At 63.1% G+C, this 23,334-nt stretch carries 30 protein-coding genes and 3 tRNA genes; 15 read left to right on the top strand and 18 right to left on the bottom strand.

The features are described 5' to 3' along the window. The first annotated feature begins 22 nt into the window (after positions 1 to 22). The 3 genes from EGH23_RS11295 to EGH23_RS11285 are packed head-to-tail and all read left to right on the top strand — an operon-like array spanning position 23 to position 1,416. Positions 23 to 709 carry an RAD55 family ATPase gene (locus EGH23_RS11295; protein ID WP_220580100.1) on the top strand — a complete coding sequence of 229 codons (687 nt, stop codon included), beginning with the start codon at positions 23 to 25 and terminating at the stop codon, positions 707 to 709. Then, a complete protein-coding gene (locus EGH23_RS11290) occupies positions 706 to 1,116 on the top strand; it encodes a DUF8057 family protein (protein WP_220580099.1) in 411 nt (136 codons plus the stop codon). The genes EGH23_RS11295 and EGH23_RS11290 overlap by 4 nt, the downstream gene beginning before the upstream one ends. Before the next feature lie 60 nt (positions 1,117 to 1,176). After that, positions 1,177 to 1,416: a ribbon-helix-helix domain-containing protein gene (locus tag EGH23_RS11285; protein ID WP_220580098.1), complete on the top strand. Its 240-nt coding sequence runs from the start codon at positions 1,177 to 1,179 to the stop codon at positions 1,414 to 1,416. 79 nt (positions 1,417 to 1,495) lie between these two features. Here the strand turns inward: EGH23_RS11285 and EGH23_RS11280 are convergent, their stop codons facing one another. Next, positions 1,496 to 1,783: a DUF5789 family protein gene (locus EGH23_RS11280; protein ID WP_220580097.1), complete on the bottom strand. Its 288-nt coding sequence runs from the start codon at positions 1,781 to 1,783 to the stop codon at positions 1,496 to 1,498. Between the two features lie 145 nt (positions 1,784 to 1,928). On the opposite strand from EGH23_RS11280, the gene EGH23_RS11275 reads away from it, so the two are divergent. The 4 genes from EGH23_RS11275 to EGH23_RS11260 are packed head-to-tail and all read left to right on the top strand — an operon-like array spanning position 1,929 to position 3,745. Next, entirely contained in the window at positions 1,929 to 2,702 is a 774-nt protein-coding gene (locus EGH23_RS11275; protein ID WP_220580096.1) for a PHP domain-containing protein, read from the top strand. Between the two features lie 54 nt (positions 2,703 to 2,756). After that, positions 2,757 to 2,921, top strand: coding sequence for a DUF6757 family protein (locus tag EGH23_RS11270; protein ID WP_164509628.1), 165 nt, complete (start codon positions 2,757 to 2,759; stop codon positions 2,919 to 2,921). Between the two features lie 48 nt (positions 2,922 to 2,969). Further along, positions 2,970 to 3,437, top strand: a complete 468-nt coding sequence (locus tag EGH23_RS11265; RefSeq protein ID WP_220580095.1) for a cupin domain-containing protein — start codon at positions 2,970 to 2,972, stop codon at positions 3,435 to 3,437. A 59-nt stretch (positions 3,438 to 3,496) separates the two neighbouring features. After that, positions 3,497 to 3,745 carry a DUF7533 family protein gene (locus EGH23_RS11260; RefSeq protein WP_220580094.1) on the top strand — a complete coding sequence of 83 codons (249 nt, stop codon included), beginning with the start codon at positions 3,497 to 3,499 and terminating at the stop codon, positions 3,743 to 3,745. On the opposite strand, the gene EGH23_RS11255 is transcribed toward EGH23_RS11260, so the two are convergent. Continuing rightward, positions 3,742 to 4,416 (bottom strand): RNA ligase partner protein, encoded by a 675-nt coding sequence (locus EGH23_RS11255; protein WP_220580093.1) that lies wholly within the window; start codon positions 4,414 to 4,416, stop codon positions 3,742 to 3,744. The genes EGH23_RS11260 and EGH23_RS11255 overlap by 4 nt on opposite strands. A 73-nt stretch (positions 4,417 to 4,489) precedes the next feature. Between EGH23_RS11255 and EGH23_RS11250 the strand changes: the two genes are divergently transcribed. Continuing rightward, positions 4,490 to 5,602, top strand: a complete 1,113-nt coding sequence (locus EGH23_RS11250) for an RNA ligase (protein WP_220580092.1) — start codon at positions 4,490 to 4,492, stop codon at positions 5,600 to 5,602. A 48-nt stretch (positions 5,603 to 5,650) separates the two neighbouring features. On the opposite strand, the gene EGH23_RS11245 is transcribed toward EGH23_RS11250, so the two are convergent. From EGH23_RS11245 to EGH23_RS11235, 3 genes are all read right to left on the bottom strand, one after another. Next, the gene (locus tag EGH23_RS11245) at positions 5,651 to 7,492 is read right to left on the bottom strand and encodes a UvrD-helicase domain-containing protein (protein ID WP_220580091.1); all 1,842 of its coding nucleotides are present in this window, start codon (positions 7,490 to 7,492) and stop codon (positions 5,651 to 5,653) included. A gap of 75 nt (positions 7,493 to 7,567) precedes the next feature. Continuing rightward, entirely contained in the window at positions 7,568 to 7,867 is a 300-nt protein-coding gene (locus EGH23_RS11240) for a DUF7521 family protein (RefSeq protein ID WP_220580090.1), read from the bottom strand. Positions 7,868 to 7,891: 24 nt separating this feature from the next. Then, positions 7,892 to 8,242, bottom strand: coding sequence for an ArsR/SmtB family transcription factor (locus EGH23_RS11235; protein ID WP_135305258.1), 351 nt, complete (start codon positions 8,240 to 8,242; stop codon positions 7,892 to 7,894). Between the two features lie 132 nt (positions 8,243 to 8,374). On the opposite strand from EGH23_RS11235, the gene EGH23_RS11230 reads away from it, so the two are divergent. Continuing rightward, positions 8,375 to 8,875 (top strand): PadR family transcriptional regulator, encoded by a 501-nt coding sequence (locus tag EGH23_RS11230; protein ID WP_220580089.1) that lies wholly within the window; start codon positions 8,375 to 8,377, stop codon positions 8,873 to 8,875. 206 nt (positions 8,876 to 9,081) lie between these two features. Here the strand turns inward: EGH23_RS11230 and EGH23_RS11225 are convergent, their stop codons facing one another. Continuing rightward, positions 9,082 to 9,261: an HVO_0416 family zinc finger protein gene (locus tag EGH23_RS11225; protein ID WP_135305260.1), complete on the bottom strand. Its 180-nt coding sequence runs from the start codon at positions 9,259 to 9,261 to the stop codon at positions 9,082 to 9,084. 229 nt (positions 9,262 to 9,490) lie between these two features. On the opposite strand from EGH23_RS11225, the gene EGH23_RS11220 reads away from it, so the two are divergent. Both EGH23_RS11220 and EGH23_RS11215 read left to right on the top strand, forming a co-directional pair. Continuing rightward, complete coding sequence (locus tag EGH23_RS11220) at positions 9,491 to 11,413, top strand: asparagine synthase-related protein (RefSeq protein ID WP_220580088.1); 1,923 nt, start codon at positions 9,491 to 9,493, stop codon at positions 11,411 to 11,413. Between the two features lie 137 nt (positions 11,414 to 11,550). Then, the gene (locus tag EGH23_RS11215) at positions 11,551 to 11,802 is read left to right on the top strand and encodes a hypothetical protein (protein ID WP_220580087.1); all 252 of its coding nucleotides are present in this window, start codon (positions 11,551 to 11,553) and stop codon (positions 11,800 to 11,802) included. 427 nt (positions 11,803 to 12,229) lie between these two features. Here EGH23_RS11215 and EGH23_RS11210 read toward each other — a convergent pair whose 3' ends face one another. The 4 genes from EGH23_RS11210 to EGH23_RS11195 all read right to left on the bottom strand — a co-directional run bounded on the left by EGH23_RS11210 (position 12,230) and on the right by EGH23_RS11195 (position 13,955). Then, on the bottom strand, positions 12,230 to 12,586 hold the full coding sequence (locus EGH23_RS11210; protein WP_220580086.1) for a four-helix bundle copper-binding protein: 357 nt from the start codon (positions 12,584 to 12,586) through the stop codon (positions 12,230 to 12,232). Positions 12,587 to 12,827: 241 nt separating this feature from the next. Then, a complete protein-coding gene (locus EGH23_RS11205) occupies positions 12,828 to 13,427 on the bottom strand; it encodes an Lrp/AsnC family transcriptional regulator (protein WP_220580085.1) in 600 nt (199 codons plus the stop codon). Between the two features lie 174 nt (positions 13,428 to 13,601). Further along, positions 13,602 to 13,676: transfer RNA gene (locus EGH23_RS11200), tRNA-Ile, on the bottom strand. Positions 13,677 to 13,882: 206 nt separating this feature from the next. Beyond that, positions 13,883 to 13,955: transfer RNA gene (locus tag EGH23_RS11195), tRNA-Asn, on the bottom strand. A 96-nt stretch (positions 13,956 to 14,051) separates the two neighbouring features. On the opposite strand from EGH23_RS11195, the gene cca reads away from it, so the two are divergent. Then, entirely contained in the window at positions 14,052 to 15,461 is a 1,410-nt protein-coding gene (gene cca / locus EGH23_RS11190) for a CCA tRNA nucleotidyltransferase (RefSeq protein WP_220580084.1), read from the top strand. On the opposite strand, the gene EGH23_RS11185 is transcribed toward cca, so the two are convergent. The 4 genes from EGH23_RS11185 to EGH23_RS11170 form a co-directional block, all read right to left on the bottom strand. After that, entirely contained in the window at positions 15,440 to 16,447 is a 1,008-nt protein-coding gene (locus tag EGH23_RS11185; protein WP_220580083.1) for a histone deacetylase family protein, read from the bottom strand. The genes cca and EGH23_RS11185 overlap by 22 nt on opposite strands. Further along, positions 16,448 to 16,885 (bottom strand): histone, encoded by a 438-nt coding sequence (locus EGH23_RS11180; RefSeq protein WP_162317287.1) that lies wholly within the window; start codon positions 16,883 to 16,885, stop codon positions 16,448 to 16,450. A gap of 55 nt (positions 16,886 to 16,940) precedes the next feature. After that, the gene (locus EGH23_RS11175; protein ID WP_220580082.1) at positions 16,941 to 18,404 is read right to left on the bottom strand and encodes a single-stranded DNA binding protein; all 1,464 of its coding nucleotides are present in this window, start codon (positions 18,402 to 18,404) and stop codon (positions 16,941 to 16,943) included. Positions 18,405 to 18,564: 160 nt separating this feature from the next. Then, positions 18,565 to 19,050 carry a hypothetical protein gene (locus EGH23_RS11170; protein ID WP_236044765.1) on the bottom strand — a complete coding sequence of 162 codons (486 nt, stop codon included), beginning with the start codon at positions 19,048 to 19,050 and terminating at the stop codon, positions 18,565 to 18,567. 134 nt (positions 19,051 to 19,184) lie between these two features. Here EGH23_RS11170 and EGH23_RS11165 point away from each other — a divergent pair. The 3 genes from EGH23_RS11165 to EGH23_RS11155 all read left to right on the top strand — a co-directional run bounded on the left by EGH23_RS11165 (position 19,185) and on the right by EGH23_RS11155 (position 20,818). Beyond that, positions 19,185 to 19,257: transfer RNA gene (locus EGH23_RS11165), tRNA-Arg, on the top strand. Between the two features lie 184 nt (positions 19,258 to 19,441). Further along, positions 19,442 to 20,551 (top strand): tyrosine-type recombinase/integrase, encoded by a 1,110-nt coding sequence (locus tag EGH23_RS11160; protein WP_220580081.1) that lies wholly within the window; start codon positions 19,442 to 19,444, stop codon positions 20,549 to 20,551. A 3-nt stretch (positions 20,552 to 20,554) separates the two neighbouring features. Next, positions 20,555 to 20,818, top strand: coding sequence for a hypothetical protein (locus tag EGH23_RS11155; protein WP_220580080.1), 264 nt, complete (start codon positions 20,555 to 20,557; stop codon positions 20,816 to 20,818). 244 nt (positions 20,819 to 21,062) lie between these two features. Here the strand turns inward: EGH23_RS11155 and EGH23_RS11150 are convergent, their stop codons facing one another. The 4 genes from EGH23_RS11150 to EGH23_RS11135 form a co-directional block, all read right to left on the bottom strand. Continuing rightward, a complete protein-coding gene (locus tag EGH23_RS11150; RefSeq protein WP_220580079.1) occupies positions 21,063 to 21,428 on the bottom strand; it encodes a hypothetical protein in 366 nt (121 codons plus the stop codon). 193 nt (positions 21,429 to 21,621) lie between these two features. Continuing rightward, complete coding sequence (locus tag EGH23_RS11145; protein ID WP_220580078.1) at positions 21,622 to 21,816, bottom strand: hypothetical protein; 195 nt, start codon at positions 21,814 to 21,816, stop codon at positions 21,622 to 21,624. Continuing rightward, positions 21,813 to 22,031 carry a hypothetical protein gene (locus tag EGH23_RS11140; protein ID WP_220580077.1) on the bottom strand — a complete coding sequence of 73 codons (219 nt, stop codon included), beginning with the start codon at positions 22,029 to 22,031 and terminating at the stop codon, positions 21,813 to 21,815. Before EGH23_RS11140 ends, EGH23_RS11145 begins: the two co-directional genes overlap by 4 nt. A 154-nt stretch (positions 22,032 to 22,185) precedes the next feature. Next, on the bottom strand, positions 22,186 to 22,377 hold the full coding sequence (locus EGH23_RS11135) for a hypothetical protein (protein WP_220580076.1): 192 nt from the start codon (positions 22,375 to 22,377) through the stop codon (positions 22,186 to 22,188). Between the last annotated feature and the right edge of the window lie 957 nt (positions 22,378 to 23,334).

Below are 23,334 nucleotides of genomic sequence, written 5' to 3'. Positions count from 1 at the left end.
GAGACGCGCGCATGCTGGTGATATGCGAATATCGAGTGGGGTTCCCGGCTTCGACGACTTAGTGCAGGGCGGCTTGCTTCCGGACCGCCTGTACGTGGTCAGCGGGCCGCCCGGAAGCGGCAAGACGACGTTCTGCTCGCAGTTCATCACGCGGGGGGCCAAGGAGGGCGAGACGTGCCTCTACGTGACGATGCACGAGACGAAATCCGAGCTGATGCAGGACATGGCGGGCTACGAGTTCGGCTTCGACCGGGCGATGCAGTCGGACGCCGTCCAGTTCTTGAATCTCGTTACCGAGAGCGGCAAGCGCACCATCACGCAGTTCGGGACCGAGGGGGGCCTGACGAACCGGCTGGTCGCCTACATCGAACAGAACGACATCCAGCGGGTGGTCATCGACTCGACGATGCTGCTCCAGCACTTCATGAACGACGTGGACAGCGAGATCACGGGCTTTCTCTCGGCGCTGAAACAGACCGACGCGACGACGCTGCTCATCTCCGAGATGACAGACCCTTCGTCGTACAGCGACGAACACTATCTCGCCCACGGCGTCGTCTTCTTCCACAACTTCCTGGAGGGCGGGAGCATGACCCGCGGCGTGCAGGTCATCAAGATGCGCGGGACGGCCATCGACTGTGACATCCGGCAGATCTCCTTCAGCGACCGCGGGCTGCGGGTTCACGCGGAGACGAAGGTCGAGACATGAGCCGCTACGAACGCGAGTTCGAGACCGACTGGGACGCGCTCGATAAAGACGCCGCCACCGACCGCGCCTACGCCATCGGCGTCGCCGAGCGCCTCGGGGAGTACAACCGGGAGGAACTCGAAGCGATCTACGTCGAGATGGACTCGGCGTACCACCGGAGCATGGTCGAACTCGCGTACGACGAGGGGCGGAACGAGGCCAAGGCGGCCGCCGAGAGCGGGAGCGCCGACGCCGACGCCGTCTGGGCGGAGCTGGTCGAGGGCGAGACGGTCGCTCTCGACGAAGCCGACCGTCCGACCGGGGGCCGCGACGGGCTGCCCGAAGCGCTCGAACCGTCGGAACTGCTCGATCGACAGAACGTCGACAGCACCGAGGCCGTCGACCGGCCCGATTTCCTGGAACGATAGCGCCGGCCCGACGCCGCTTCGGCAACAGCGTTATACGTTCGACCGGATAAGCCGGCTCACATGAGCCGAATCAAGGTGTCACTGCCGGACCAAGTCGACTCCGACATCGACCGCCTCGTCGAACAGGGCGAGTTCATCAACCGCGACCAGGCCGTCGAGGAACTCCTCTCGCGCGGTATCTCGGCGTACAACACGACGACCGAAGACGACACCACCGACGTGGACGACGACATGTTCGGCCAGACGACGAACGAACAGCAGGACCCGGCGATGCAGGACGACGACGAGCTCGGTTTCTGAGGCCGTCGACCGCGCCGCCGCTACTCGCGATTCACGTCAAAAAACGATAGCTGGGACCGAACCGAGCGACGCGCGTCGCTCAGAACGAGACTTCTTCGGGGCCGTCCTCGCCCATGCAGACCGGGTCGCGGTCCGAGTAGCCCTTGCGGCCGATCGCCTTACTCGAGAGGCCCGCGCACGCCGTCATCCGCGCGTCTTCCGCGCTCTCGAAGGTCTCCGGGGCCGAGCGACTGAGCGCGTCGGCGACCGTCTCGGTGCCGTTGGGCAGCTCCAGCGTGACGTCGCCGTCGGCCTCGATCAGTTCTTCGGTGGTCATCGGGTAGTCGTGCGCTTCGAACGCCTCCGTCGCGTCGGTCAACATTCGCATACAGGGGTAAAGTGGATGGTCGATAATAAACCTTCACTATTTATGATGTTAATATACCTTAATGCGTTTAATGAACATGGGTGGGGCGATACCACGACCCACAATCAAGGCGAAGTTGCTTGTGGCTGGGCGGGAATCGCTTCGTATGGTTGTCGCGGACCTCCACCTACATACTACGCGCTCGGATGGAACGCTCACTCTGGAAACGCTTCCCGACGCCGCGCGTCGGGCGGGCGTCGAGGCCGTCGCCGTCACCGACCACGACCGAATCCACCCCGAACTCGACGGCCCGATGACGACGCGCGACGGCGTCGACGTCGTCCACGGCATCGAGCTGCGCGTCGAGACCGACGACCAGCGCCTCGATCTCTTGGGATACGGCGTCGACCCGACGGACGAACTGGTCGCCGAGTGCGACCGCATCCAGCAGAACCGCCTGGATCGGGGTCGGCGCATCATCGACTGCGTCGAGGATCGACTCGACGTCTCGCTGCCGGTCGAACCCCGCGAGGGACTCGGCCGCCCGCACATCGCGCGCGCCATCGACGAGGCGTCCGAATACGGCTACAAAGAGGCGTTCGAGGAGCTCATCGGCGACGACTGTCCCTGCTACGTGGCCCGCGAGGTTCCGGATTTCGAACGCGGTCGCGAGCTGCTCGCCGACGCCTGCGGACTGGTCAGTCTCGCGCACCCGTTCCGCTATCCCGATCCCGAGGCGGCGCTGGCCCGCTGTGAGTCGCTTTCGGCCGTCGAACAGTGGTATCCCTACGAGGAGTCGATCGACACCGGGCTTCTCGAAGACGCGATCGAGCGCTACGACCTCGTCCCGACCGGTGGCAGCGACGCCCACGACGAGGAGTTGGGGAAGGCGGGTCTCGACGCGACGGCGTGGGAGCGGGTCCGGGCGGAAATCGTCTGACGACCGGCAGACGCAATGCGAGGGTTCAATGCGTCAGAGCCACAACGAGTAGATATGCAGTGTCACTACTGCGACGACGACGCTGACCTCGCCGTCGAGAGCGACGGTGTGAAAGTCGGAGTCTGCAAGACGCACTTCCGCGAGCAGATGGCCGAACTCGAAGACGCCGAGTGGCTGGAGGAACTCGACGAGGAACTCGACATCGACCGACGGGAGTAAACGGCCCCGCCGCCCAACGTTTTGTCGCTGGCGTTCTCGGTTTCGAACATGGAGAGAGTCAGCGTCGACGCCGTCGATTCGCGCATGGGTTCCGCCGACGTCAAGCGCTCGCTGTCGAGAGCGCTCGAGACGAGCGACCTCGCGGTCAACTACTACGAACTCGCGCCCGGCGAGACGTTCGGTCTGGGGTATCACCGCCACCCCGACCAGGAGGAGGTCTTCTACGTGCAGTCGGGGACGGCCACCTTCGAGACCGAGGACGGCGACGTCGCGGTCGGCCCGGACGAGGCCGTCCGGTTCGCCCCGGGCGAGTGGCAGCTCGGTCGCAACGACGGCGACGAGCGCGTGGTCGCGCTGGCGCTCGGCGCACCCAGAGACGAGAGCGAGACGGAGATGGTCCGCCACTGCGAGTCCTGCGGCGAGCGCACCGAACAGCGCGTCGAACTGGCCGACGACCGCGACGCGCTCCTGACGCTCTGTGCGAGTTGCGGCGAGGGGACGGGTCGATTCACGTAATCGGAGACGGTCGAGCCGGTCCCGCGAAGCTTTTGTCCCGGAGACGCGAACGGGGGGCAATGGCACAGGGCATCCTCGACACCATCGGCCTGATGGCGGTCGTCGTTCTCGCTATCCCCATCGCGCTGTTCGGTGCCGAACACCTCGTCCGCGGCGAGCTGCTGGCCGGCGGCGTCTACCTCGGCATCGCGGCGCTGATGGTCGCCATCGAGCAGTACCTCACCACGCCGACGGACATCCCGGGGATGGTCGCGGAGAAGACCGTCGGTGCCGTCGTCAAGACCGAGGAGCCATCCGAAGAGGACTAGCGCTCGTCGCGCCAGCGGTCGGGGTCGTCGGCCGCCAAGTACTCTCTCAGTAACACCGGGAAGTTCCTCCCCTCGAGATAGCGCAGGCCGAAGTCCTCCGCCCAGTTGATGATGCCCTGATCTTCCGTGACGACGCCGGCGTCCAGTTCCTTCGCGAGGATGAGCAAGTCGAAGTCCTCTCGGGAGTCAAGTACGCCCTGCCTGAGCGTATCCCGGTACTCGTCGCGCAGCTCCGAGATGACCTTGTCCACCTCGGTCATGTGGTCGTGTTCCTCGACGGTCTCGGCGCGGGACTCCTCGGCCTTGCGGACGGCCTTCTCGGAGACGCGCAGGCCTCGGTCGACGCGGTCGGACATCTCGTCGATGAACGCGTAGACGTGGTCGGCCGGCACCATCACCTCGTGGTGGGCCGGGGCCTTCGTGATGACCCACGTCTCCAGTTTCATCAGCACCTCGTCGTCGACGCCGCGGCTCTCCAGCATCCGCGTCAGTTCTCTCTTGATGGAGGGCGGCATGTAACAGGAGATGTTGTGTATCTGCTTGGCCGCCGCGATGAGTTCGAGCAAATCCCGGCAGGCGGCCTCGACGTCCTGGTCCGGGCCGCGTATTTCCGTCGTGAGAAACAGCGACGTATCGAGGACGAACCGTTGTTTGAGCGGGCGGTCGGCCATACGCGCGGTACGGTGTCTATACACAAATGATTGCTGTGCGAGAACTTTAGTCGGTCCGAGACCGATTTCGGGTATGGTTCGGGACTGGGCAGCGGTGTTCGACCTCGACACCGACGCCGAAGACTTACTGGAACACTTCGACCGCGAGTGGTTCCGCGGGCGGTCCTACCGGCATCTCCCGGACGCCCGTCACGGCGTCGAACGCGGCACCGCCATCTTCGACGACGTGGTCGTCCGGGGGTACCCCTCGATCCCCCGCGCCCTCGTGTTGGAACCCGCGGTCGAGGCGCACTTCGAGGGGCCGGTCGCCGTCGAGGAGAAACTCGACGGCTACAACGTCCGTCTCGCCCGCATCGACGGCGACCTGCTGGCGTTCACCCGAAGCGGCTTCGTCTGTCCGTACACCACTGCGAAGGTCGGGGAACTGCTCGACCTCGGCGACTTCTTCGCCGACTACCCGGAGCAGGTGCTCTGTGGGGAACTGGTCGGCCCGGAGAACCCCTACACGGAACACGACTACCCGGAGGTCGAGGAGGCGGCGTTCTACGTCTTCGACGTCCGCCACCGCGAGACTGGCGACCCGATGGACGTCCCCCGCCGCCGCGAGTGCTGCGCCGAGTACGGGGTCGCTTCGGTCAGCCACTACGGGACGTTCGCACCCGAGGCCGCCGCCGAAGCGGCCATCGAGACGATTCGTGACCTCGACGCGCGGGGTCGAGAGGGAATCGTCCTCAAATCGGTCGACGGCGAGCGAGCGCTGAAGCACACCACCAGCGCCATCCACCGCTCGGACCTCGAACACGCCTTCGGCCTCCCCTTTGACTACGGCCGGGACTTCCTCTTCACCCGTGTCATGCGAGAGGCGTTTCAGGCCGTCGAGTTCGGCGAATCTCCCGAGGAAGCCCGCGAACGGGCGCGGAAACTCGGCGAGTCGATCCTGCTACCCGCCGTCGAAACCGTCCGGGCCGTCGAGGCGGGCGAGGCGGTCGGCGATACCCACACCGTCCGCGCCGACCCCGCCGTCGTCGAGGCGTTGCTCTCGCACTTCCGCGATAAGGGGCTGAAACTGGCCGTCGAGCGCGACGAGCGAGAGGGCGACCGTCGAGTGGTCGAGTTCACGAAGATCGCCCGCTCGACGCGGGACAAGACGGCGTACTACCTCGACGGTGGGACGGTCGACGAATAGAGGCGGGCGAAACCCGGTCTACGGCGAAAACGGAAGCGAGACGCGATTTCAGTCGGCGACGACGGTCTCGCCGGCCTCGTCGAGCAGTTCGTCGATGGACCGGTCGCTCGGCGCGTTCTCCAGCAGCACGTCGATGGGCAGGGTCGGCGCGCCGTCGACGAGGTTCTCCATCAGCACGAGTCGCTCACGCGCTCGGGACATCCCGACGTAGAAGACGCGGCGTTCGTTGTCGGTCAGGGTCGGAACCGGGCTGGTGTGTTTCGTGAACTCGTCGACGCTGGGGATATCGATGCCCTGCTGGTCGACCGTCGCGGCCATCTGCTCGACCACCTTCTCGGTGAGGTCCGTCCCGACGAAGACGTGGTCGGCCTCGCGGCCCTTCGCGGAGTGGATGGTCCCCAGTCGGACCCGGTCGGCGTCCATCCCGCGGTAGTCGCCCTTGAAGTAGGCGTCGACGCTGCGCTGCTGGAAGTTGGTCACCTTCCGGAGCATGTCGCCCGCGGACGCGTCGTCGGGGACGAACGGGACGTGGTCGGTGACCACGTCGGGTTCGATCTCGATCTCGGCGATGTCGTCGGCCTCGTGGGACTCCTCGATGTCCTCTAAGGCGTCGAAGAAGTCGTCGCGCTCGCCGGTCCCGAACGCGGAGTCGACGAGCATGTCCGCGAGTCGGCGCGCTTCGAGCACCGACAGCGGTTCGTCGTCCTGGACGGACTCGACGGCCCGGACGTACTGGCTGAGCCGGTCGGTCCACATCCGCTGGTCGGTCAGACAGGAGAAGGGGATGCCGTCGTCGATGAACTCGTCGATGAACTGGAACATCTGATAGCGCGCCCGGAACAGCACCATCACCGTCTCGTCGGACTGCTCGATGGTGCCCTTGACGTTGCGCGCGAGGTCGAACATCGAGGGGTTCTGGACCGCCTCGACGCGGCCGCCCTCCTTGCGCGGGTTGAGGTCCTTCTCCTGGCGCTTCTCGATGTGGCGCACCTCGCGGTTGACGACGTTCAGGATTCGCGAGGGGAGCCGATAGGAGTTGGGCAGAATCTCGTCCTGCGTGACGTCCTCCTCTAAGAGGAGGTCGGGGTCCGCGCCCTGCCAGGCGTAGACGACCTGGTCGTCGTCGCCGGCGATGAGGACCCGCTTCATGTGGGGTTTCCACTCCTCGTAGACGTCGTACTGCAGCGTCGTGATGTCCTGGAACTCGTCGATGATGAGGTAGTCGACGTTGGGAAGCAGGGAACGCTGGGCGACCCGTTCGAGCATGTCCGCGAAGCCGATGACGTCGTTGTCGCCCTTGTAGGTGCGCCAGCCGCGGATGGCGTTGGGCACGTCCACCCGGTCGTCGTCGGTGGGCCACGTCGGCGTGTACTTGTTACCGGTCTGGGCGTTGTCGTCGATCTCGGGGGGGAGCCGGACTTCCTCCTCGTCCCACTTGAAGGGGACGTCGTACCAGTCGGCCACGTCGCGGCGGGTCCGCTGGAGCCACTGGCTCGTGGCGATGATCTTGTTCCCGAGCGTCGTCGACCGGGCCGAGCGCCGCCGGGAGCCCTCGTATTCGTCCTCGTACTCGATGCCGAACTGGTCGCAGAACTCCTCCTTGTCGTCTTCGCCGACCACGTCGCCGCGCGAGAGGTTCAGCAGCTCGTACGCCTTCGCGTGCATCGTACAGACGTTGCCCCGAAGCGCGCGCGGCGTGAGGCCCAGTCGCTCGGCCAGTCGCTCGCGGATCTCTGCGGCCGCGGCACGCGTGTAGGAGACGACCAGCACGTCGCGGAAGTCGACGTCGTCGTCTTCGAGTATCTCCTCGACGCGGTCCAGCAGCGCCGTCGTCTTCCCGCTTCCCGGCCCACCGAACAGGCGGACGACCTCGGTGGTCGAATCAGTCATTGCACCTATACTAGGCCCCCGACGCAATAAACCACGTGCTTTGGAGAGCGGCGGAAAATAGCCGCGATTTCCGGGCTATCGATACAGGGAGACGTACAGCATCGCGAAGCCGATGATGAAAGGGATCGTCTCAGCCATCTGGAAGAACACCTGCTCGAACGGACTCACTTCGCCGGCGCTCAACTGCGTGATGACGCTGGTGATGGCGACGCCCATGCTGATGAAGGCGAAGCCGACGAACGCGTACTGCAGCCGCTCGGAGGGGCGTTTGCGGTAGGCCTGGAAACTGATGAGCGTGATACCGAGCGTCAGCCCGAAGACGACCATCCGCATCAGTACGAGTGCCCCGCGGGCGATCGCGACGCCGTCAGTCATCCTCTCGGGTTCTCTCTCATCGGGTCACTCCGGGTTCAGCTCGTCCCACAGCTGGCTGAACCGATCGGGCAGGTTCTCTTCGCGGTAGATGCGGACCTTGTACTCCTCGTCTTCCAGCGAGATGACGGTCGACTCGAAGTTCGATTCGTACACCTTGTAGTGGTTGCCGTCGTCCGCGATGAGCGTCCGGTCGGTGATCAGGTCGTACTCGTCGAGCAGTTCGATCCGCCGGTACACCGTCGGCAGGGAGAGGTCACACGTCTCTGCGAGCTCCTTCGCTGAGTGCGGCTGGCGACTGATCGCCGCCAGCACCCGGCGAGCGTGCTGGTCCCCGATAGTGTCGAGAATCTCCTCGATGCTCTCGTCCTCTGCCACTGTTGATGCGTTCGCGTCAGGTACCATAAGCGTTTTCGAGCGCGGGGGTTGTTTCACGCTCCGAAAACGCTGGTAGGTTTATATGCCGGTATCGCCGGTACGGTCGAGTGCGGATTCCGCTCAGGTGAGATGATGTCTGGAGACAACCTCCGTCGCGTGACGACGGGCAAGGCGATGGGCGATCGACCCGACGAGCGACTGACCCCCCTCGAAACGGTCGACGACCCGCGATCGAACAGTGATACTGCCAGTCGTGACGCCATCCCGGAGTCGCTGTTGACTTCGGTCATCGACGACGTCGCCGACGGCGACCTCGCCGTCGACGACGGGCTCGTGACCCAGAGCCTGGACGAGATCCTGCTCGCGCTGATCGCGCTGTCCGACGGTGGCACCCACGGGACCGGTCTCATGGACGACCTCTCGCGGCTCTTCGATGCGCAACTGAGTCCGGGGACCGTCTACCCGCGTCTGCACGACCTCGAAGCGGACGGGACGCTCACGATGCACGAACTGGTACAGACGAAACAGTATCTCATCGACGACGCCGCCGACGCGGGGGCACAGATCGAACGAGCGGCGTACCGTCATCTCCTCGTCGGGATGTTCCTGCGCGCGTCGCTCGACGCGCTGTGAGTCCCGTCCTCTCTTTCCTTTCCTCAGTCGCGGCCGATCACTGGCTCCGGTCGGAGTGACCGCTTTCGCGGCCGAGTTCGCGACCGCTGGCTGGCAGCCGGTATTCTCGGCAGTGCGGCGTCGTCCCGCGCAGTACCGCTCGCGACGCCGACAGTCGCGTCGCTGTCCGGTCGTCGAAGGAAAAGCCGCCTACCCCACGTCCCCGTTCAGTTTACCGGTGTCCACCCACACACCGAGCACTCGCTCGCGGCCGTCTCGTGAATACCGCCACAGTCGGGACACTGTTTCTTGTTGTAGCTCTCCTCCCAACCGGTCTCCTCGACGTCGTGACCGCGCTGTGAGAGGAAGTCGTCGAACATGTCGTCACCACTCGGGGTGGTAGCCATACATGCTATGGTATAGCACAACAGTATATAGAGATACCGGTAGTGAGAAACGTTGCCACGAAACGGTTTCATCGCCTTCCCGAGGCGGTCAGTCACGGGTAGCGGGCCGCGGTCGTCCGTTGTTCGATTCCGCCGTTCCGACTGTTACAGGGGGATTATCGTCCGGCTAAGATACGTCGCGGCCTCTGAGCAACACCATAATAAATACCGCCCGAGAACTAGCCAGCGCATGGTTGGTCTTTGCGGCGCTACCGGCGTCTCCCCGCTCTCGGCGGAGGCGCTCGCTGCCGATATCGAGTATAACGATAGCGATCACCGGGACGCGTTTAGCGACGACAGAGTCGCCGTCGCGAGCGTTCGTCATCCCGGCGAGACCGGTGATAAACCGGCAACCGCCGCCGACGGCGACGTCGCCGTCTGGCTCTGGGGCGACGTCTGGGGCGACGAGACCGACGACGGGTACGTCACCGTCGAGACCGACGGTGCGGCCTACTGCGCCGAACGGTACGCCGCCGACGGCACGTCGTTTCTGTCGGGGGTGAACGGGAACTTCACCGGCGTCATCTACGACCGAGCCCGCGGCGATCTCCTACTGCTCTCTGACCGGCTCGGGACGCGTCCCATCCACTACTACGAAACCGACGACGGCGTCGTCTTCTCTACGAACATCCAGTCGCTTCCGCTCCACCCGGCCGTCGATACCGACTTCGATCTCGACTACCTCACGGAGTACTTCTCGATGAAACAGACGTACGGGGTCAAGACGCCGCTGCGCGGCGTCGAGAAGGTCCACCCCGGGAGCGTCGTCTCCGTCGACGTCGATACCGGTGAGACGACGACCGAGCGCTACTGGGAACCGGTGTACGACCCGGTCGACGCCTCGGCGGAGCAACTGGCCGAGCAACTGGCTGAGACGATGAAGGACGTCGTCGCCGACTGGACCGCCGACTCGGAGACGGACTACGGACTCCTGTTGAGCGGCGGCAGCGACTCGCGACTCGTTCTCGCCGCCCTCGACTCGCTGGACGTCCCGGTGACGGGGTTCCACCTCAACGAGTGGCGAAACCGAGAGGCCAGAATCGCCGAACGCGTGGCCGACGCCGTCGGTATCGACTTCCAGTTGCTCAAACGCGGCGAGGACTATCAGGCGGAGGCCCTCGAGCGGGAGTCGAAGCGATCGAACTTCGTCGGCTACTTCAACCAGAACCACGCCGGCGGCTTCGCGGACCGACTGCGATCGGAGTGTGATATGCTGCTGACCGGACACTACGGCGACACGCTGTTCAAGGGCGACGACCTCCCGACGGCGGACATCGACCTCGGACCGGCGGGGTCGTTCGACCTCCCGGTCGAGCGCCGATTCGAAGACCTCGACGCGCTCATCGGGGAGCGGGCCAAGAGCAAACCGTCCTACCTCCGGTCGCCGCGAAGTACCGAAGAGATCTACGCCGAGAACGTCACCAGACGGGGCGATTCTCTCGTCGATCACGGCGTCGAGTACCGCTCGCTCAGAGAGGCGACGGTCTGTAAGCGCTATCCGGTCACCAACAGCGCGTCCCAGTTCTTCCTCTACGCGACGGCGCAGTTCATCCCTTCGGGGACGCCGTTCCTCGACAACCGCCTCATCGACCTGTTCCTGAAGATCCCCGCCGAGCACTTCCTGCGGGGCGACCTCATCAACAGGGCGACGGCGAAGCTCTCGCCCCCGCTCGCCGAGATTCCGCACGGTCGCGGTCTCTTTCCGATCCGCTATCCGTTCGCGCTCAACTGGACGAGCAACATCGCGCTCTCGTTCGCGGACACGCATCTCCGGTCGGACCCGGCGCGCGCTCACTGGACGCGCGGCCCGTGGACGGACCACAACAACCTCATCCGGAACAACTCGTTCATCCGCGACACCATCGACGCGAACGAAGAGCGGATCCGAGAGCTCCCGTTCCTCGACTGGGACGGCGTCGTCGAGTGCTACGAGGCCCACTGTCGCGGCGAGGATCGGATGAAGGACCTGTACACGCTCGCCACTTTCCTCAACATGCCGCTCCTCGACCGCATCGACGACGGAAGCGACCGCTCGCTCTCCCCCTCGGAACCGTCCTCTCGTCAGGAGTCGGCTCACTCCGCCCGGACGGACGGTAGCGGCAGAGTGGACTAGACCGACGGCGTCGGCTACATCGTCTACCGCTTGCCGCACCGGCGCGGTAACGCCGCACGCGACCGACCGTCCGTTTCTCGGTCCGTCCTCGCTCGGGACCGAGCAATACTTACGAGTGGCTCGGAACTCCCAGGTGAATGCCTCGCCGACCGTTCATCGACTCCGCGACGGGCGAACTGAAGACGACGCAGTTGCTGCGGGAAGCGCTGCCGCTCGCCAAACTCATCGCCGCGTTCGTCGGCGTCGCGCTCGTCCCCTACGCGCTCGCCTTCTTCCTGTTCGGCAGTTCGGCCCTCGGCGCTCTCTTCTCCGTCCTCGGCCAGTTCGTCCTCGCCGTCGGGACCGGAGTCGTGCTCATGTACTGCGTCGCTCGCGGGACGACCCTCTAGTCGGTCGGTAGACGGACCGCTGAACGCTTCTCCGGGGACGTTACTGCCGACGGTTTCGATACCGACGTCTCCGTCGCCGCGGGCTTCGGAACGGTAACCGAAGCTGTACAAGAACCGGCCGGCCGACGATTCCCTGTCTATCGACTCGCGACGTCGCGCTCGTCTACCTCGGCGTCAAAGAGGGAGAGAACCCCGCCGGGACGGGACAGAGCCAGAAAGGGGACAGGCACAGGCGTCGACTGACGGCGTCCCCGTTCCGCGTCGTTTCCGCCGGACGGATATCGCTACCGCGTCGTGCGACGCCGTTTCGCGGCCCCGGAGCGTACTGGGAGGATCGACAGAGCGCCGGCTATCCGGCTCCAGTTCGAAAAAAAAGCGTCTGTCGTCAGCGGACGAGCACCCAGCGGCCGACGCGTTCGGTTTCGCCTTACGCGCTCGCCATGTCGCGGCAGTGCTCCGCGCACTCTCGGAGCACGTCGGCACAGAGCTGACAGTGGTCGGCGTCGTGCTGTTCGCACTCGTCGGCACACGCCTCGCAGGCGTCCGCGCAGGCCTCGGCGAGTTGCGAACTGAACTGCGAGTCCCGCGCCATGAACCGAGCGTGCAGCGACGCGATGTCGGCGACGTCCCGACAGAGGCGGGCACACTCTTCCATGTCCTCGCTGCCGAGGCACTCGTCGGCGCACCACTCACAGACCTCGGCGGCCTCGGTACAGATTTCGATGCATTCGCGCTGTTCGTCGTCGAGTCGATCGATCTCGGAAACCGTCTCGGAGAGTGACATTGCATGTAGAAGGAGGGGTGCCACGTTTTCCTGGGTTGTGGCTATCATCGTCGGCCTCGCTTCGACGAGCGCGATTCCGCGTCGAGCGCCGCTCTCAGCCCACCACTCCCCGGGATGCTGTCGAGTTGGCCGAGATATGGGACCGACGTTCGCGCACGACGGTTTACGACTCAAAAATAGCGGACCGGACGACGGCCGGTTCGTAAAACTCGCGTCTCAAACCCACCTTCGAGTTGCGGCGCTACTCGCCGAGCCCTTCCTCGAGCGATTCGTACTGTTCGGCGATCTTCTCGGCGCACGCGGAACAACAGACGTGGTACGTGTCGTCGGAATCGACTTCGACCGTCTCGCCGTCGCCGGTGATCCGCTTGCCGCAGATCGAACACTCGACGTCGAGTTCGTCGGCACCGAGTTGCGGCTGCCACGCCGACGCCAGTACCGACTCGATATGATAATCCGTTACTTGGTCGTCGTTCAGCGCGTCCCCCAACAGCCCGTGAACCGCAGACGGCGACGACACCACCTTGGCGACTACCGTCGACTCGGCGGTTCGAAAGACGTGTTCGACGTCGTCGGCGTCCCGCAACCGAGAGAAGACGGCTTCGGTCTCCTCGAACGACGTCTCGACGACGACGAGACACTCGTCCTCGCCGGAGAACGCCGTCCGGTCCACCTCGACGGTGAACCCCTGGACGATCCCGAGGTCGCGCAGCCGGTCCACGCGATTCGAGACGGTCGGCGGCGAGAGACCGACGTCCTCCGCGATCTCGCGATACGACCGCCGGGCGTCTTCCATGAGCAACTCCAAGATGGTAACGTCCGTCGCGTCCAGCTCAGACATGGTTTAGCGAAGCGTACGAGCGAGACGGGTTTCCGTATGTCGGCTCGACGATGCCGCTCTCCCGCAGAACGATTGGCCCTGCCGGATCTGGAACCGACTGCAGACTCGTCGCACTCGCCTGCCGGGGTTCGAATCCGCAGTACGTTCACACGCCCGCTTCGCTCGGGTGTTCGATGGGCCCTGCCGGATTTGAACCAGCGCTCAATCGGTTATGAGCCGATCGCTTTAACCAGACTAAGCTAAGGGCCCTCGTGGGTTGCTTCTCGATTCCGCGTCTTTAGCCTGTCGGGTCCGCGTCGGTGGGTTCGCGGCCGACATCACGCGTTCGAGTCCGCTGGGATGCGTATTCGCGGACGACCGCGTTCGGAGCCGCCGCTCCTCACGAGTCGTCATCCGCAGGAATTCACGCCATAAGCGGACTCCGTCCGCTAGGCCGTGAATTTCGCAGAAATTCACGCCACCGCCAGGGCTCGAACCTGGGACAACCTGGGTAACAACCAGGTGCTCTACCAACTGAGCTACGGCGGCTTGCTCGCACCCGTTTGTAACCAGAGTTGGTAATTAGGGCTTTCGCTTCTGACTCCCATCGACACGCTTTCACGCACTCTCCGAGAACGGCCGGGCATGAGCGACGAGTTCGACGCCGTCGTCGAGCGGGTCCGAGCGCGGGTCTCGCCCGACGCCGAGGAACGCGAGCGGTTACAGCGGGCCGCCGAGACGGTAATGGAGCGGGCGCGCGAGGCCGTCGCCGCGCTCCCGGTCGAGGCCGAGGTGATACGGGTCGGGTCGACGGCGCGGGGGACGTGGACCGCCGGCGACCGCGACGTCGACGTCTTCGTCGCGTTCCCGCCGGAGTTGCCCCGAGAGACCTTAGAGGAGTACGGGCTCGAGGTCGGCCACGCGGTGTTGCCCGACGGGCGCGAGGAGTACGCCGAGCACCCCTACGTCGTCGGCGAGTGCGAGGGCTACGACGTCGACCTCGTGCCGTGTTACGCCGTCGAGGACGCGACGGCGATCCAGTCGGCCGTCGACCGGACGCCGTTTCACACGCGCTATCTCGAAGCCCGATTGAACGACGAACTCGCCGGGGAGGTCCGCGTCACCAAGCAGTTCCTGAAGGGCATCGGCGTCTACGGGAGTAACCTCCGCACGCGGGGCTTTTCGGGCTATCTGACCGAGCTGCTGGTACTGGAGTACGGCGGCTTCCGCGCCCTCCTCGACGCGGCCGCCGACTGGCACCCCCCGGTCGAGTTCGACCCCGAAGGTCACGGGCGAGCCTCCTTCGACGACCCGCTGGTGGTCATCGACCCGACCGATCCCGAGCGGAACGTCGCGGCGGTGTGTTCTGCGACCAACGTCGCGCGCTTCCAGCACTACGCGCGCGACTCGCTGGCCGACCCGCGAGTCGGGCTGTTCGAGGCGAGCGAGCCGACTCCCTACGACGCCGACGACGTTTCCGAGGCGCTCGACCGCCGCCGGACGACGCCGATCGCCCTGCGATTTCCCGCCCCCGACGTCGTCGAGGACCAGCTCTGGCCGCAGCTCCGAAAGTCACTCGACGGCCTCACCGACGAACTCGACCGCCGCGGGTTCGACGTCCTCCGCTCGGCGGCGTTCGCCACCGAAACCGTCGAGCCGGCGGACGGACCCGAGCGCGAATCGACGGCGGGCGACGGCGCCGAAGCCGTCCTCTTCGCGGAGCTCGAAGTCGCCCAGCGGCCGGCGATCGAACGCCACGAGGGGCCGCCGGTCCACGTCCGCCGGCACGCCAAGGGCTTCTACGAGAAGTACGCCGCCGACCCCGACGTGACCGGCCCCTACGTCGACGGCGACCGCTACGTCGTCGAGCGGTCGCGCGAGTTCGAGACGGCGACGTCGTTTCTCCGCAGCGACGCCGTCTTCGACGTGAGTCTCGGCCCCCACGTCGAGTCGGCGCTCGAATCGGGCCACGAGGTGCTCGTCGGCGACGATATCGCGGAACTCGCCGATACCTTCGGCGTCCAACTGGCCCGTTACTTCGAGCCGAAGCCCTGAGCCGCGAGCCGGTCGAGGACCTCGCGGGCGTCCTCGCTCACGTCGTCGTCGGGTTCCATCGGCGTATAGCCGTCGAACACCTCGTGGACGGTCGTCACCGAATCCGAAAGGGTATCCAGCCCGTAGCCGCCCTCGAGGACGAGCGCCAGACCCGCTCCGCAGTCTTCCGCGAGGTCCATCATCCGCGAAGCCATCGCGCCGTACCCCTCCGTGCTCACGCGCATCCGCGAGATCGGGTCGTGCTCGTGGGCGTCGAAGCCCGCGCTCACGATGAGGACGTCGGGGTCGTAGTCCTCTATGGCCGGTGCGACGGCCTCGTCGATGGCCGCGAGGTAGTCCGCGGTATCGGCACCGGGCTGGTACTTCACGTTGAGGGTGGTCTCCGAGCCGTCGCTCTCGCCGGTCTCGTCGATGGCCCCCGTTCCGGGGTAGAGCCCGTCTTCGTGGATCGAGGCGTAGAACACGTCGCCGCGGTCGTAGAAGATGTCCTGCGTGCCGTTGCCGTGGTGGACGTCCCAGTCGAAGATGGCGACCCGTTCGGCGTCGTCTTCGAGGGCCGCCTGTGCGGCGACGGCGGCGTTGTTGATGAAACAGAACCCCATCGCGTCGTCCGTGACGGCGTGGTGGCCCGGCGGCCGACCGAGCGCGAAGGGCGTATCGCGGTCGGCCACCCCCGGTCCGGACATCTCGGCGGCCCAGACCGCCAGCCCGGCCGAAGCGAGCGCGGCGTCCCACGTCGCCTCGACGGCGACGGTGTCGGCGTCCCAGTTGCCGCCGCCGTCGGCGCAGAACTCCCGGAACGATTCGACGTAGTCGGCGTCGTGAACTTCCTGAACGAGGTCCAAATCGGCGTCGTTGGCGGCCACGTACTCGACGCCGTGGCGCTCCTTGAGCGCGCGTCGAACCGCCCGAAGACGGTCGGGACTCTCGGGGTGGCGCGGACCGGTGTCGTGGTCTAAGCAGACTTCTCGGTAGCCGAAGTTCATTCAGTAGTACTGGGCGAGTTCGAAGTAGGTCTCGACGTCTGCCGCCTTCACCGTCCGCCGGTCGGCGTGGCGGGCGAGGTCGGCGGCGGCGGCGGCCACGTCGTCGGCGAACGTCTCCAAGATGTCCGCCAGCGCGACGCGGGCGTCCATCGCCACGCGGTAGTCGTCGTCGATGTCGAGCCGTGCGATGCGGTCGATGGGAGCGACGGGTAGTTCCAGCCGGTCCTTATCGGGGGAGCGTTCGACGCCGAAGTCCGAGGGCATCAGCGTCTTTCGCCCGTCGGCGGTCGCCTCCTCGGCGGCGACGACTGCCAGTTCGGCTCCCCGTTCCTGAATCCGGCGCGCCAGTTCCTCCGCCGCACCGGCACTCACTCGCAATCCGCCCGCGTTCCGGCGGATAACGGTGTCCACCGGTGCGAACGGCAGCTCGACGCTCATACCCACAATCGAGAGTGTTGCGGCCTTAAGAGTTTCCGTAGGAGTGTTCCTCCGCTCAGAACACGTCGTCGGCGTCGAGTCGTCCGTCGTCCAGCAGTCCGCGAACGGTTATCTCCTGGCCCAACTGAACGTGTTCGCTCGTCTCGACGCTCATCGTCTCTTCGCCGTCGTCGAGCACCACGGGGTCGCCGGTCTGGACGACGGTGCCGGTGAACTCCACCTGCTCTGCGGCCTGTGCGCCCCCGCCCGCGGTCTCTCCGTCCGACCCGTTCCCGGCAGTCGCCGTAGCACTTGCTGACGACGCTTCACCGTCGTCGCTCCGGTCGCTCTCGTTTCCGCCCTCGCTACCGAACGACGACAGTCCGGCGTGTTCGTCGTCCGCTTCGTCGGCGGGCGTCGTTCCGACGCTCGCGGCGTCGTCGAGAACGACCACTGAGGAGGCCCAGTTGGCCGACGCCTCCTTGTCGTCCTGCCAGCCGTCCTGGATCTCCACGTCGGCGGCCAGCACCTCGTCGCCCGGCGCGATCTCCTTATCGGCCTTATCGCCCCACAGCGCCACGCGGATGTCGCCGGTGGCGTCCTGGATCCGGATGTTCCGCACTTGGCCCTCGCTGCCGTCGTCGCGGTCGAACGTCCGGACCGGGTCGGTCGAGCGCACGACGCCCGCGATGTCGACCGTCTCGTCGATCTCGACGCGCTCGATGGGGTCGGCGTCGGGTTCGAAGGCCACCGAGTCCTCGACCTCGTCGACGGCCCCGTCGTCGCCGACGTGTAGTTCGAGCGAGCCGTCGCGCTCGCGGACGTAGCCGTCGACCACCTCGACGGCCGTGCCGGGGTCGATCTCCTCGGCGCGGTCGGCCCGGTCGTCCCACATCGTCACCCGGATACGGCCGGTCTCGTCGCCGAGCAGCAGGTTCGAGACGCGGCCCTCGCTGCCGTCGTCGCGGTCGAACGTCCGGACGGCGTCGGTGTCGAGGACCAGTCCGCGGAGGGTCACGTCGGACTGGCCCATCGTCAGCGACGCCGCGGTCGCGCCCTCGCCGGGTTCGACGTCGACGGTCGCGTCCTCGTCGGGTTCGGCCTTGTCGACGGAGACTTCGAGGCCGTTGTAGCCGTCCTGCGGCCGGCCCTTCACGCGGAGCACGTCGCCCACTTCGAGGCTCCCCTCGTCGATGTCGACGGCCTGCCCGTCCCAGAAGGCCAGTCGGACGCTCGCGGTCTCGTCGGCGGCGTCGACGTTGATGACCCGGCCGTCCTCGTCCTCGCCGTCGCGTTCGAAGGTCCGCAACTCGCCGATGGCCATCACCTTCGCGATGAACTTCACCTCGTCCATCCCGGGTTCGATGTCGGCGACGGTCTCGACCTCGCCCTCGTTGAGCTCGTGGGCCAGCAGCATCGCGGCCGTCTCCTCGTCCGCGAGACCTCCCATCTGTTCGACCTTCTCCTCGACGGCCTCCCGAAACTCCTCCTCGGAGACGTCCGTCTCCAGGTCGCCGTAGATCTCCTCTATCGCACCCATCTATCTATGGGACGCAGGGATGGGGCGCGCTTAAGCGTTGTCGTTGGTCGAGTGGGCCGCTGCCGTCTGGTGGTTTCGTCGCTACGGTCGGCATAGCTATCGGTGGCGTCGCTACCGAATATAAAGTCTCGGAGCGGGGACCGATCGGGGTTCTCGACAGCTACTGCGTGACTGTCGTCACTTCCTTGCCGCCGTCGCCGTGGTCGTGCGTGACGACGACGGCATCGGGCAGGCCGCCTTCGAAAGTGGCCGTCGCGCGATACCGGACTTCGACGATGGCCTGCGTACATCCGCCTCCGGCGTCCTCCCGGTCTTTCGTGCCGACGACGACGGTCAGTTCGCCGGCCTCGGCGTCGTAGTCGGCGCTGAGTAGTTCCCCGGTCTTGCAGCCGTTGGCTCCCCAGATCGTCCCCTCGACAGTTACCGTATCGCCGTCGAAGGCGACGCTCGCCTCGTCTCTCTGCGTTCCAGAGCTAACGTCGGTGACGGTGAACGTCGAGTCGGTCATACGTGGCTCTGGGTCGGGCGTGTCCGTGGGTGTATCGGTCGGAGTACCGCCGTCGCCGGGGTTCGCGTTCGACGCGCATCCGGCGAGTGCGGCCACGGCGGTCGTTCCGATTCCACTGAGGAGGGCTCTTCGCTCCATACGTGCTTATCTCTCGGATAAAGAATTGGTCTTGCGTTGGTTCAAATCGGCCTTTGAGCGTGGTGTGCGCTCCCGTCGCGTGGCGGGGGGCGAACCGTCACCCTTTTCATACCGACCACCCTCCGTCAATATGAGTCCGGATAGGGTAGTGGACTATCCTCTTGGCTTGCGGAGCCAGGGACCGGAGTTCAAATCTCCGTCCGGACGTTTCTCAGACCTTCTAACGGCAAGCTGCTGGCTTTGGCAGGGCACAAAAACATGACGCCTATAGCCAAGCCGACCACGCACAACAGGCCAATCGACCGCCGTCTGGCGATTCGGCCAACGTGTCAGACCAAGCTCACTGAAAAGCATAGAGCGCGGCGCTTCGAACCTGCCGGGAGGGACCACGATGCCTGAAGAATACCAAGGCATTCCCCTCGTACCCGAACCTGCGCGCGCGAGACTCGACGAACGCCAGCAGATGACCTACCGAGAACACCGTCGAGACCTGATAGAGTGGCTGCTGGTGTTTGGCAAGCACCCGGAAAAAGCAGACGGATATGCACAGCGCACCGTTCTCAACACCGCTCAGCGGCTTGACCTGTTCTACCGCTGGGTCTGGGACGAGCGGGAGAGCTTCACGACTGACATTGACCACGGAGACGCCGATGCCTATATGCGGCATCTCGCGCGCAAGGACGAGGGTGACTACTCGCGGAACAACACCCAGAGTGCAATCAAGCGGCTATTCAAATGGAAAGCTCACGAGCGAGGAGGTGAAACGTGGGAGCCGAGCATCACCTTCACCGAGCCGTCAGCCAGCACTGAACCGCGCGACTTCTTGGTGAAAGAAGAACGGCGACAAACCCGAGAAGCAGCACTTGAGTACGGCTCAATTCCTGGCTACAGTGGTCTCACTTCGACTGAGCGGGAGAAGTGGAAGAGCTACCTGGCACAGCGCTTCTCGAAACCGAAGGCCGAGGTCACACCAGAGGACTGGGAGAAAGCGAATAGCTGGAAGTTCCCCAGCCTCGTGTGGGCATCCTTGGACGCCGGGCTTCGTCCCGTCGAGGTCGAGCGAGCCACCGTCTCGTGGGTCGATGCTGAGAACGCACTGCTTCGTATCCCAAAGGAAGAGAGCAGCAAGAACGTCGGCAACTGGACGGTCAGTATTCGCGAAGAAACAGCAAACGCGCTCAATGCTTGGTTGACCGAACGAGAGCGCTACGAGGTCTACGAAGGCCGTGACGAACTCTGGCTGACGCGCGAGGGGAATCCCTACGGAACCTCTGCTCTTCGTCACGTCCTCAAGCGACTCTTCGAGATTGCAGGCATAGACGCGCAAAATCGGAAAATCTCGTGGTACATGATTCGCCACTCTGTTGGTACCTATATGACCCGAGAAGAGGGGCTAGCAGCAGCGCAGGCCCAACTCCGCCACAAGTCAGAGACGACGACGATGCGCTACGACCAGGTTCCCGTAGAAGAGCGTCGAGACGCACTCGACAAGATGGGGTAAACCATGACCGACAACACCACCAACGTCGAAATCGACACCGAACAGCTTGCTGAGTACATCCGACAGTACCGAGAGACAGACGACCGAGAGCAGCAGCGCGAGCTTGAGAATCGGGTGCTTGCCGAGACCGTCTGGAGGACGCCCACGGAACCAGCAAAAGACGAGTTCAGCTTCAGTCAGCGAGAGTTAGAAATCATCCACGACGAACTACCTGAAGACGCTCTGGAAGCGAGAAGACTACTGAGAAGGGGGCTCCTCGATTTCTAACCGAACAAGTACACACTAGCATTCATTTAGCGTTAGTTGAAAAGCATTGAAGCGAGGTGGGGTTGACCTAGCGTCTCTATTATTTCTGGTCCTATTGATAGCCTTTACCGGCAATAAGTTTCAGTGGTCGTGCTGAATAATGTGGAATCTCGCGTATCAACTTGGGAACATAGATAGCGAAGCCGTCCATTACTATAGGTTATATCAAGTCCAGTCTCTTTGCTATGATGTTCTCCAGCCTAAATTACATATTATTATCTAAGCTAATAATAGAGCTCACTCCGCTAGAAACAATTGTTACAAAGTACGTTCGACCAAGAGTATTACCCGGTTCTAAATTAAGAAGCCCCAAGATAGCCAGTATAATTGCTGGAAGCCCGATTGCAGCAACCAATCCGATTACAGCGCCCCCTATCGTTCTTAACCGCCATTCGCTAATTCCTACCACCATGAGATTAAGCATCTGTGAAAATACAATCCCAACAAATCCAATTAGCAGACCTATTGCAAGCCCTTCATTCGGACTAATAACATCTGCTAAGACCCCAATAAGAACAGCTATTAATACAATACCACCAGCGGCACTGTATCTTATTTTGGCTTGAACCACTGTATGATAAGAATGAAATTGGCGTAATTTATATATTTATAATTGTTACAGCGGTCGTGCTGAGCTCAGAGTGGGTATGCCCCGTTATCCCTTTGCATCCAACCTACTATTGGGTGGTAACCTGATTAGTCCGACGACCTGTACTTTGCCAACACTCCATATCACATGACTCACCACCTCACAAACTGAGTCTCTACTCAAACATCTGAGAAATCATTGACACTAATACAATTATAATAATAGTATATATTATCAACTCAATAAATCCTGGAAGAATATCTATTAATACCTTTCCAATATCCGGGTTGAGAAGATAGACAGCGACGACAAGCAACACTCCGAGCATAATTGTTGAGACAAAGGCATCAACAAGTCCATCGGGATTCATTTCTCTCCCTCCATTATCTTCTTCATTTTAATTCTATTATCAATAGTTAGAATTAAAGTCGAAATAAGAAAACCGCCCATTCCGGCAAGGACTACAGCTCCCATTGTAGACATATCGTTTGAAAATAAATTGACCATCTTACTTAACATCGTTAAAACCACCCCAGCCCCAGTTGCCACAACGCCGACAATAGTGAGTGTCTGTTTCTCAAACATCCTTTCTCAACGCCACACCAAATCGCTAACTCTGGGTTCAAATCATAATTAAATAAATGTTCTCATCGGCACTCGAAACTACTGCTTAGACCACTATCCACGTACGGATTCGACGAACAATCCATAGTTATTGACCTGAGTTCGTCTCCTGAACTCAAAGACTATCCACGTCCCTGCTGGGGAAATCGGAGATACGCTTGAGGTTCAGTTGGTAGACAAGGGCGGCTATTTCTAAGCTCGACTCGTTGACCGAGCCGGAGAAGTCCAGCCACGCCAGCCGAGTATCGGCTCCTCTACGACCGATACCAGCGACCTGCTCAACTACGACCGTGGCTCCTCTTCCCATTCCCACAAGATTCGGTCGTCTCCCAAGGGTGGCAAGCTTCGGAGCAAACCCGGTAACTCTTCTGGGAAGACGATGAGTCGTCGGAAGAAGTCGTCCAGCAGCGGATTCCAGTCTGCATTTTTCCTCGGCTAGCTTCGAAGCATGGAGCGGCGCTTGTCGAACCCGTTTTCCTCACAGGATGGCCAGCGGCGAGAAGTGATAATAATTATTATATGAACTAAGATATGATATGATTCTAGTCTCTTGGACGTTGAGGTTTATCCCGACCGACCGCATTACCAGCCGTTTTGCTTAGTCACATTTGCTGGTGAGTGGCTCGGAAGGTTTCTCAAAAGGCTCGAAAGAGTTCCGAGGCCCAACCATCCTCTCGGCTCGATACATCCATCTCATGGCCCAATGTCGTCTCTGTTATCACTGTGGCAAATCACGGCGTCCAGTCGAGAGCGTCCATGCTGATTGGCTCCGGTCTCACTAGCGAGTAGCTATACCCAAAGCCACTCAGCGTCGATTCTGAGATGGCTCAGTCCGGCTCATAACGATATTTTGGGCCTCCATGATGTTTCCCCCATCTGCTCCTTCAAACGGATTCAGTCGCCTCTCAGAAGCACTAGATGAATCGCGGAATCCATACCGACCACCAGTATCCCGACTGAACACGCAGAGGGCAAGTCACTCTCGGCGTGAGTCATATCGTCGCTCTATGTCGTCCCAGATTGTTTCTGAGCGATTCCTGACGTGTCCAAGACCAAACCTACGTTTACCCCGTCGAACGGCTACAGTCGCCTCTGAGGCCGTTGCAATCTGTCGGCTCTTGGTCGGCAGGGTCGCGCTGCCCGCGCCCACGCGAAGATACTGATGCTGTTTTTCTTATAGTCTTTTTACTCAGTAGTTCTATCTACGTATCTAGAACTCTAGCTACATCAACGAACTTGAAAGCATAGAGCCCTCGATGTTTCG

This window comes from Haloarcula nitratireducens (assembly GCF_019599505.1).
Note: the sequence above shows the minus strand (reverse complement) of the source record. Positions and strands in the feature narration are given on the sequence as shown.

Bases quoted from the DNA above. Each gene is read 5' to 3' on its own strand.
- EGH23_RS11290 (WP_220580099.1), top strand. From the start codon at position 706: ATGAGCCGCTACGAACGCGAGTTCGAGACCGACTGGGACGCGCTCGAT.
- EGH23_RS11230 (WP_220580089.1), top strand. From the start codon at position 8,375: ATGTCTGGAGACAACCTCCGTCGCGTGACGACGGGCAAGGCGATGGGC.
- EGH23_RS11180 (WP_162317287.1), bottom strand. From the start codon at position 16,885: ATGAGCGTCGAGCTGCCGTTCGCACCGGTGGACACCGTTATCCGCCGG.
- EGH23_RS11145 (WP_220580078.1), bottom strand. From the start codon at position 21,816: ATGAATCCCGATGGACTTGTTGATGCCTTTGTCTCAACAATTATGCTC.
- EGH23_RS11270 (WP_164509628.1), top strand. From the start codon at position 2,757: ATGCAGTGTCACTACTGCGACGACGACGCTGACCTCGCCGTCGAGAGC.
- EGH23_RS11205 (WP_220580085.1), bottom strand. From the start codon at position 13,427: ATGTCTGAGCTGGACGCGACGGACGTTACCATCTTGGAGTTGCTCATG.
- EGH23_RS11140 (WP_220580077.1), bottom strand. From the start codon at position 22,031: ATGTTTGAGAAACAGACACTCACTATTGTCGGCGTTGTGGCAACTGGG.
- EGH23_RS11280 (WP_220580097.1), bottom strand. From the start codon at position 1,783: ATGCGAATGTTGACCGACGCGACGGAGGCGTTCGAAGCGCACGACTAC.
- EGH23_RS11170 (WP_236044765.1), bottom strand. From the start codon at position 19,050: ATGGAGCGAAGAGCCCTCCTCAGTGGAATCGGAACGACCGCCGTGGCC.
- EGH23_RS11245 (WP_220580091.1), bottom strand. From the start codon at position 7,492: ATGACTGATTCGACCACCGAGGTCGTCCGCCTGTTCGGTGGGCCGGGA.
- cca (WP_220580084.1), top strand. From the start codon at position 14,052: ATGAGCGACGAGTTCGACGCCGTCGTCGAGCGGGTCCGAGCGCGGGTC.
- EGH23_RS11240 (WP_220580090.1), bottom strand. From the start codon at position 7,867: ATGACTGACGGCGTCGCGATCGCCCGCGGGGCACTCGTACTGATGCGG.
- EGH23_RS11285 (WP_220580098.1), top strand. From the start codon at position 1,177: ATGAGCCGAATCAAGGTGTCACTGCCGGACCAAGTCGACTCCGACATC.
- EGH23_RS11255 (WP_220580093.1), bottom strand. From the start codon at position 4,416: ATGGCCGACCGCCCGCTCAAACAACGGTTCGTCCTCGATACGTCGCTG.
- EGH23_RS11260 (WP_220580094.1), top strand. From the start codon at position 3,497: ATGGCACAGGGCATCCTCGACACCATCGGCCTGATGGCGGTCGTCGTT.
- EGH23_RS11135 (WP_220580076.1), bottom strand. From the start codon at position 22,377: ATGGGAAGAGGAGCCACGGTCGTAGTTGAGCAGGTCGCTGGTATCGGT.
- EGH23_RS11275 (WP_220580096.1), top strand. From the start codon at position 1,929: ATGGTTGTCGCGGACCTCCACCTACATACTACGCGCTCGGATGGAACG.
- EGH23_RS11220 (WP_220580088.1), top strand. From the start codon at position 9,491: ATGGTTGGTCTTTGCGGCGCTACCGGCGTCTCCCCGCTCTCGGCGGAG.
- EGH23_RS11210 (WP_220580086.1), bottom strand. From the start codon at position 12,586: ATGTCACTCTCCGAGACGGTTTCCGAGATCGATCGACTCGACGACGAA.
- EGH23_RS11295 (WP_220580100.1), top strand. From the start codon at position 23: ATGCGAATATCGAGTGGGGTTCCCGGCTTCGACGACTTAGTGCAGGGC.
- EGH23_RS11250 (WP_220580092.1), top strand. From the start codon at position 4,490: ATGGTTCGGGACTGGGCAGCGGTGTTCGACCTCGACACCGACGCCGAA.
- EGH23_RS11185 (WP_220580083.1), bottom strand. From the start codon at position 16,447: ATGAACTTCGGCTACCGAGAAGTCTGCTTAGACCACGACACCGGTCCG.
- EGH23_RS11265 (WP_220580095.1), top strand. From the start codon at position 2,970: ATGGAGAGAGTCAGCGTCGACGCCGTCGATTCGCGCATGGGTTCCGCC.
- EGH23_RS11175 (WP_220580082.1), bottom strand. From the start codon at position 18,404: ATGGGTGCGATAGAGGAGATCTACGGCGACCTGGAGACGGACGTCTCC.
- EGH23_RS11155 (WP_220580080.1), top strand. From the start codon at position 20,555: ATGACCGACAACACCACCAACGTCGAAATCGACACCGAACAGCTTGCT.
- EGH23_RS11225 (WP_135305260.1), bottom strand. From the start codon at position 9,261: ATGGCTACCACCCCGAGTGGTGACGACATGTTCGACGACTTCCTCTCA.
- EGH23_RS11215 (WP_220580087.1), top strand. From the start codon at position 11,551: ATGCCTCGCCGACCGTTCATCGACTCCGCGACGGGCGAACTGAAGACG.
- EGH23_RS11160 (WP_220580081.1), top strand. From the start codon at position 19,442: ATGCCTGAAGAATACCAAGGCATTCCCCTCGTACCCGAACCTGCGCGC.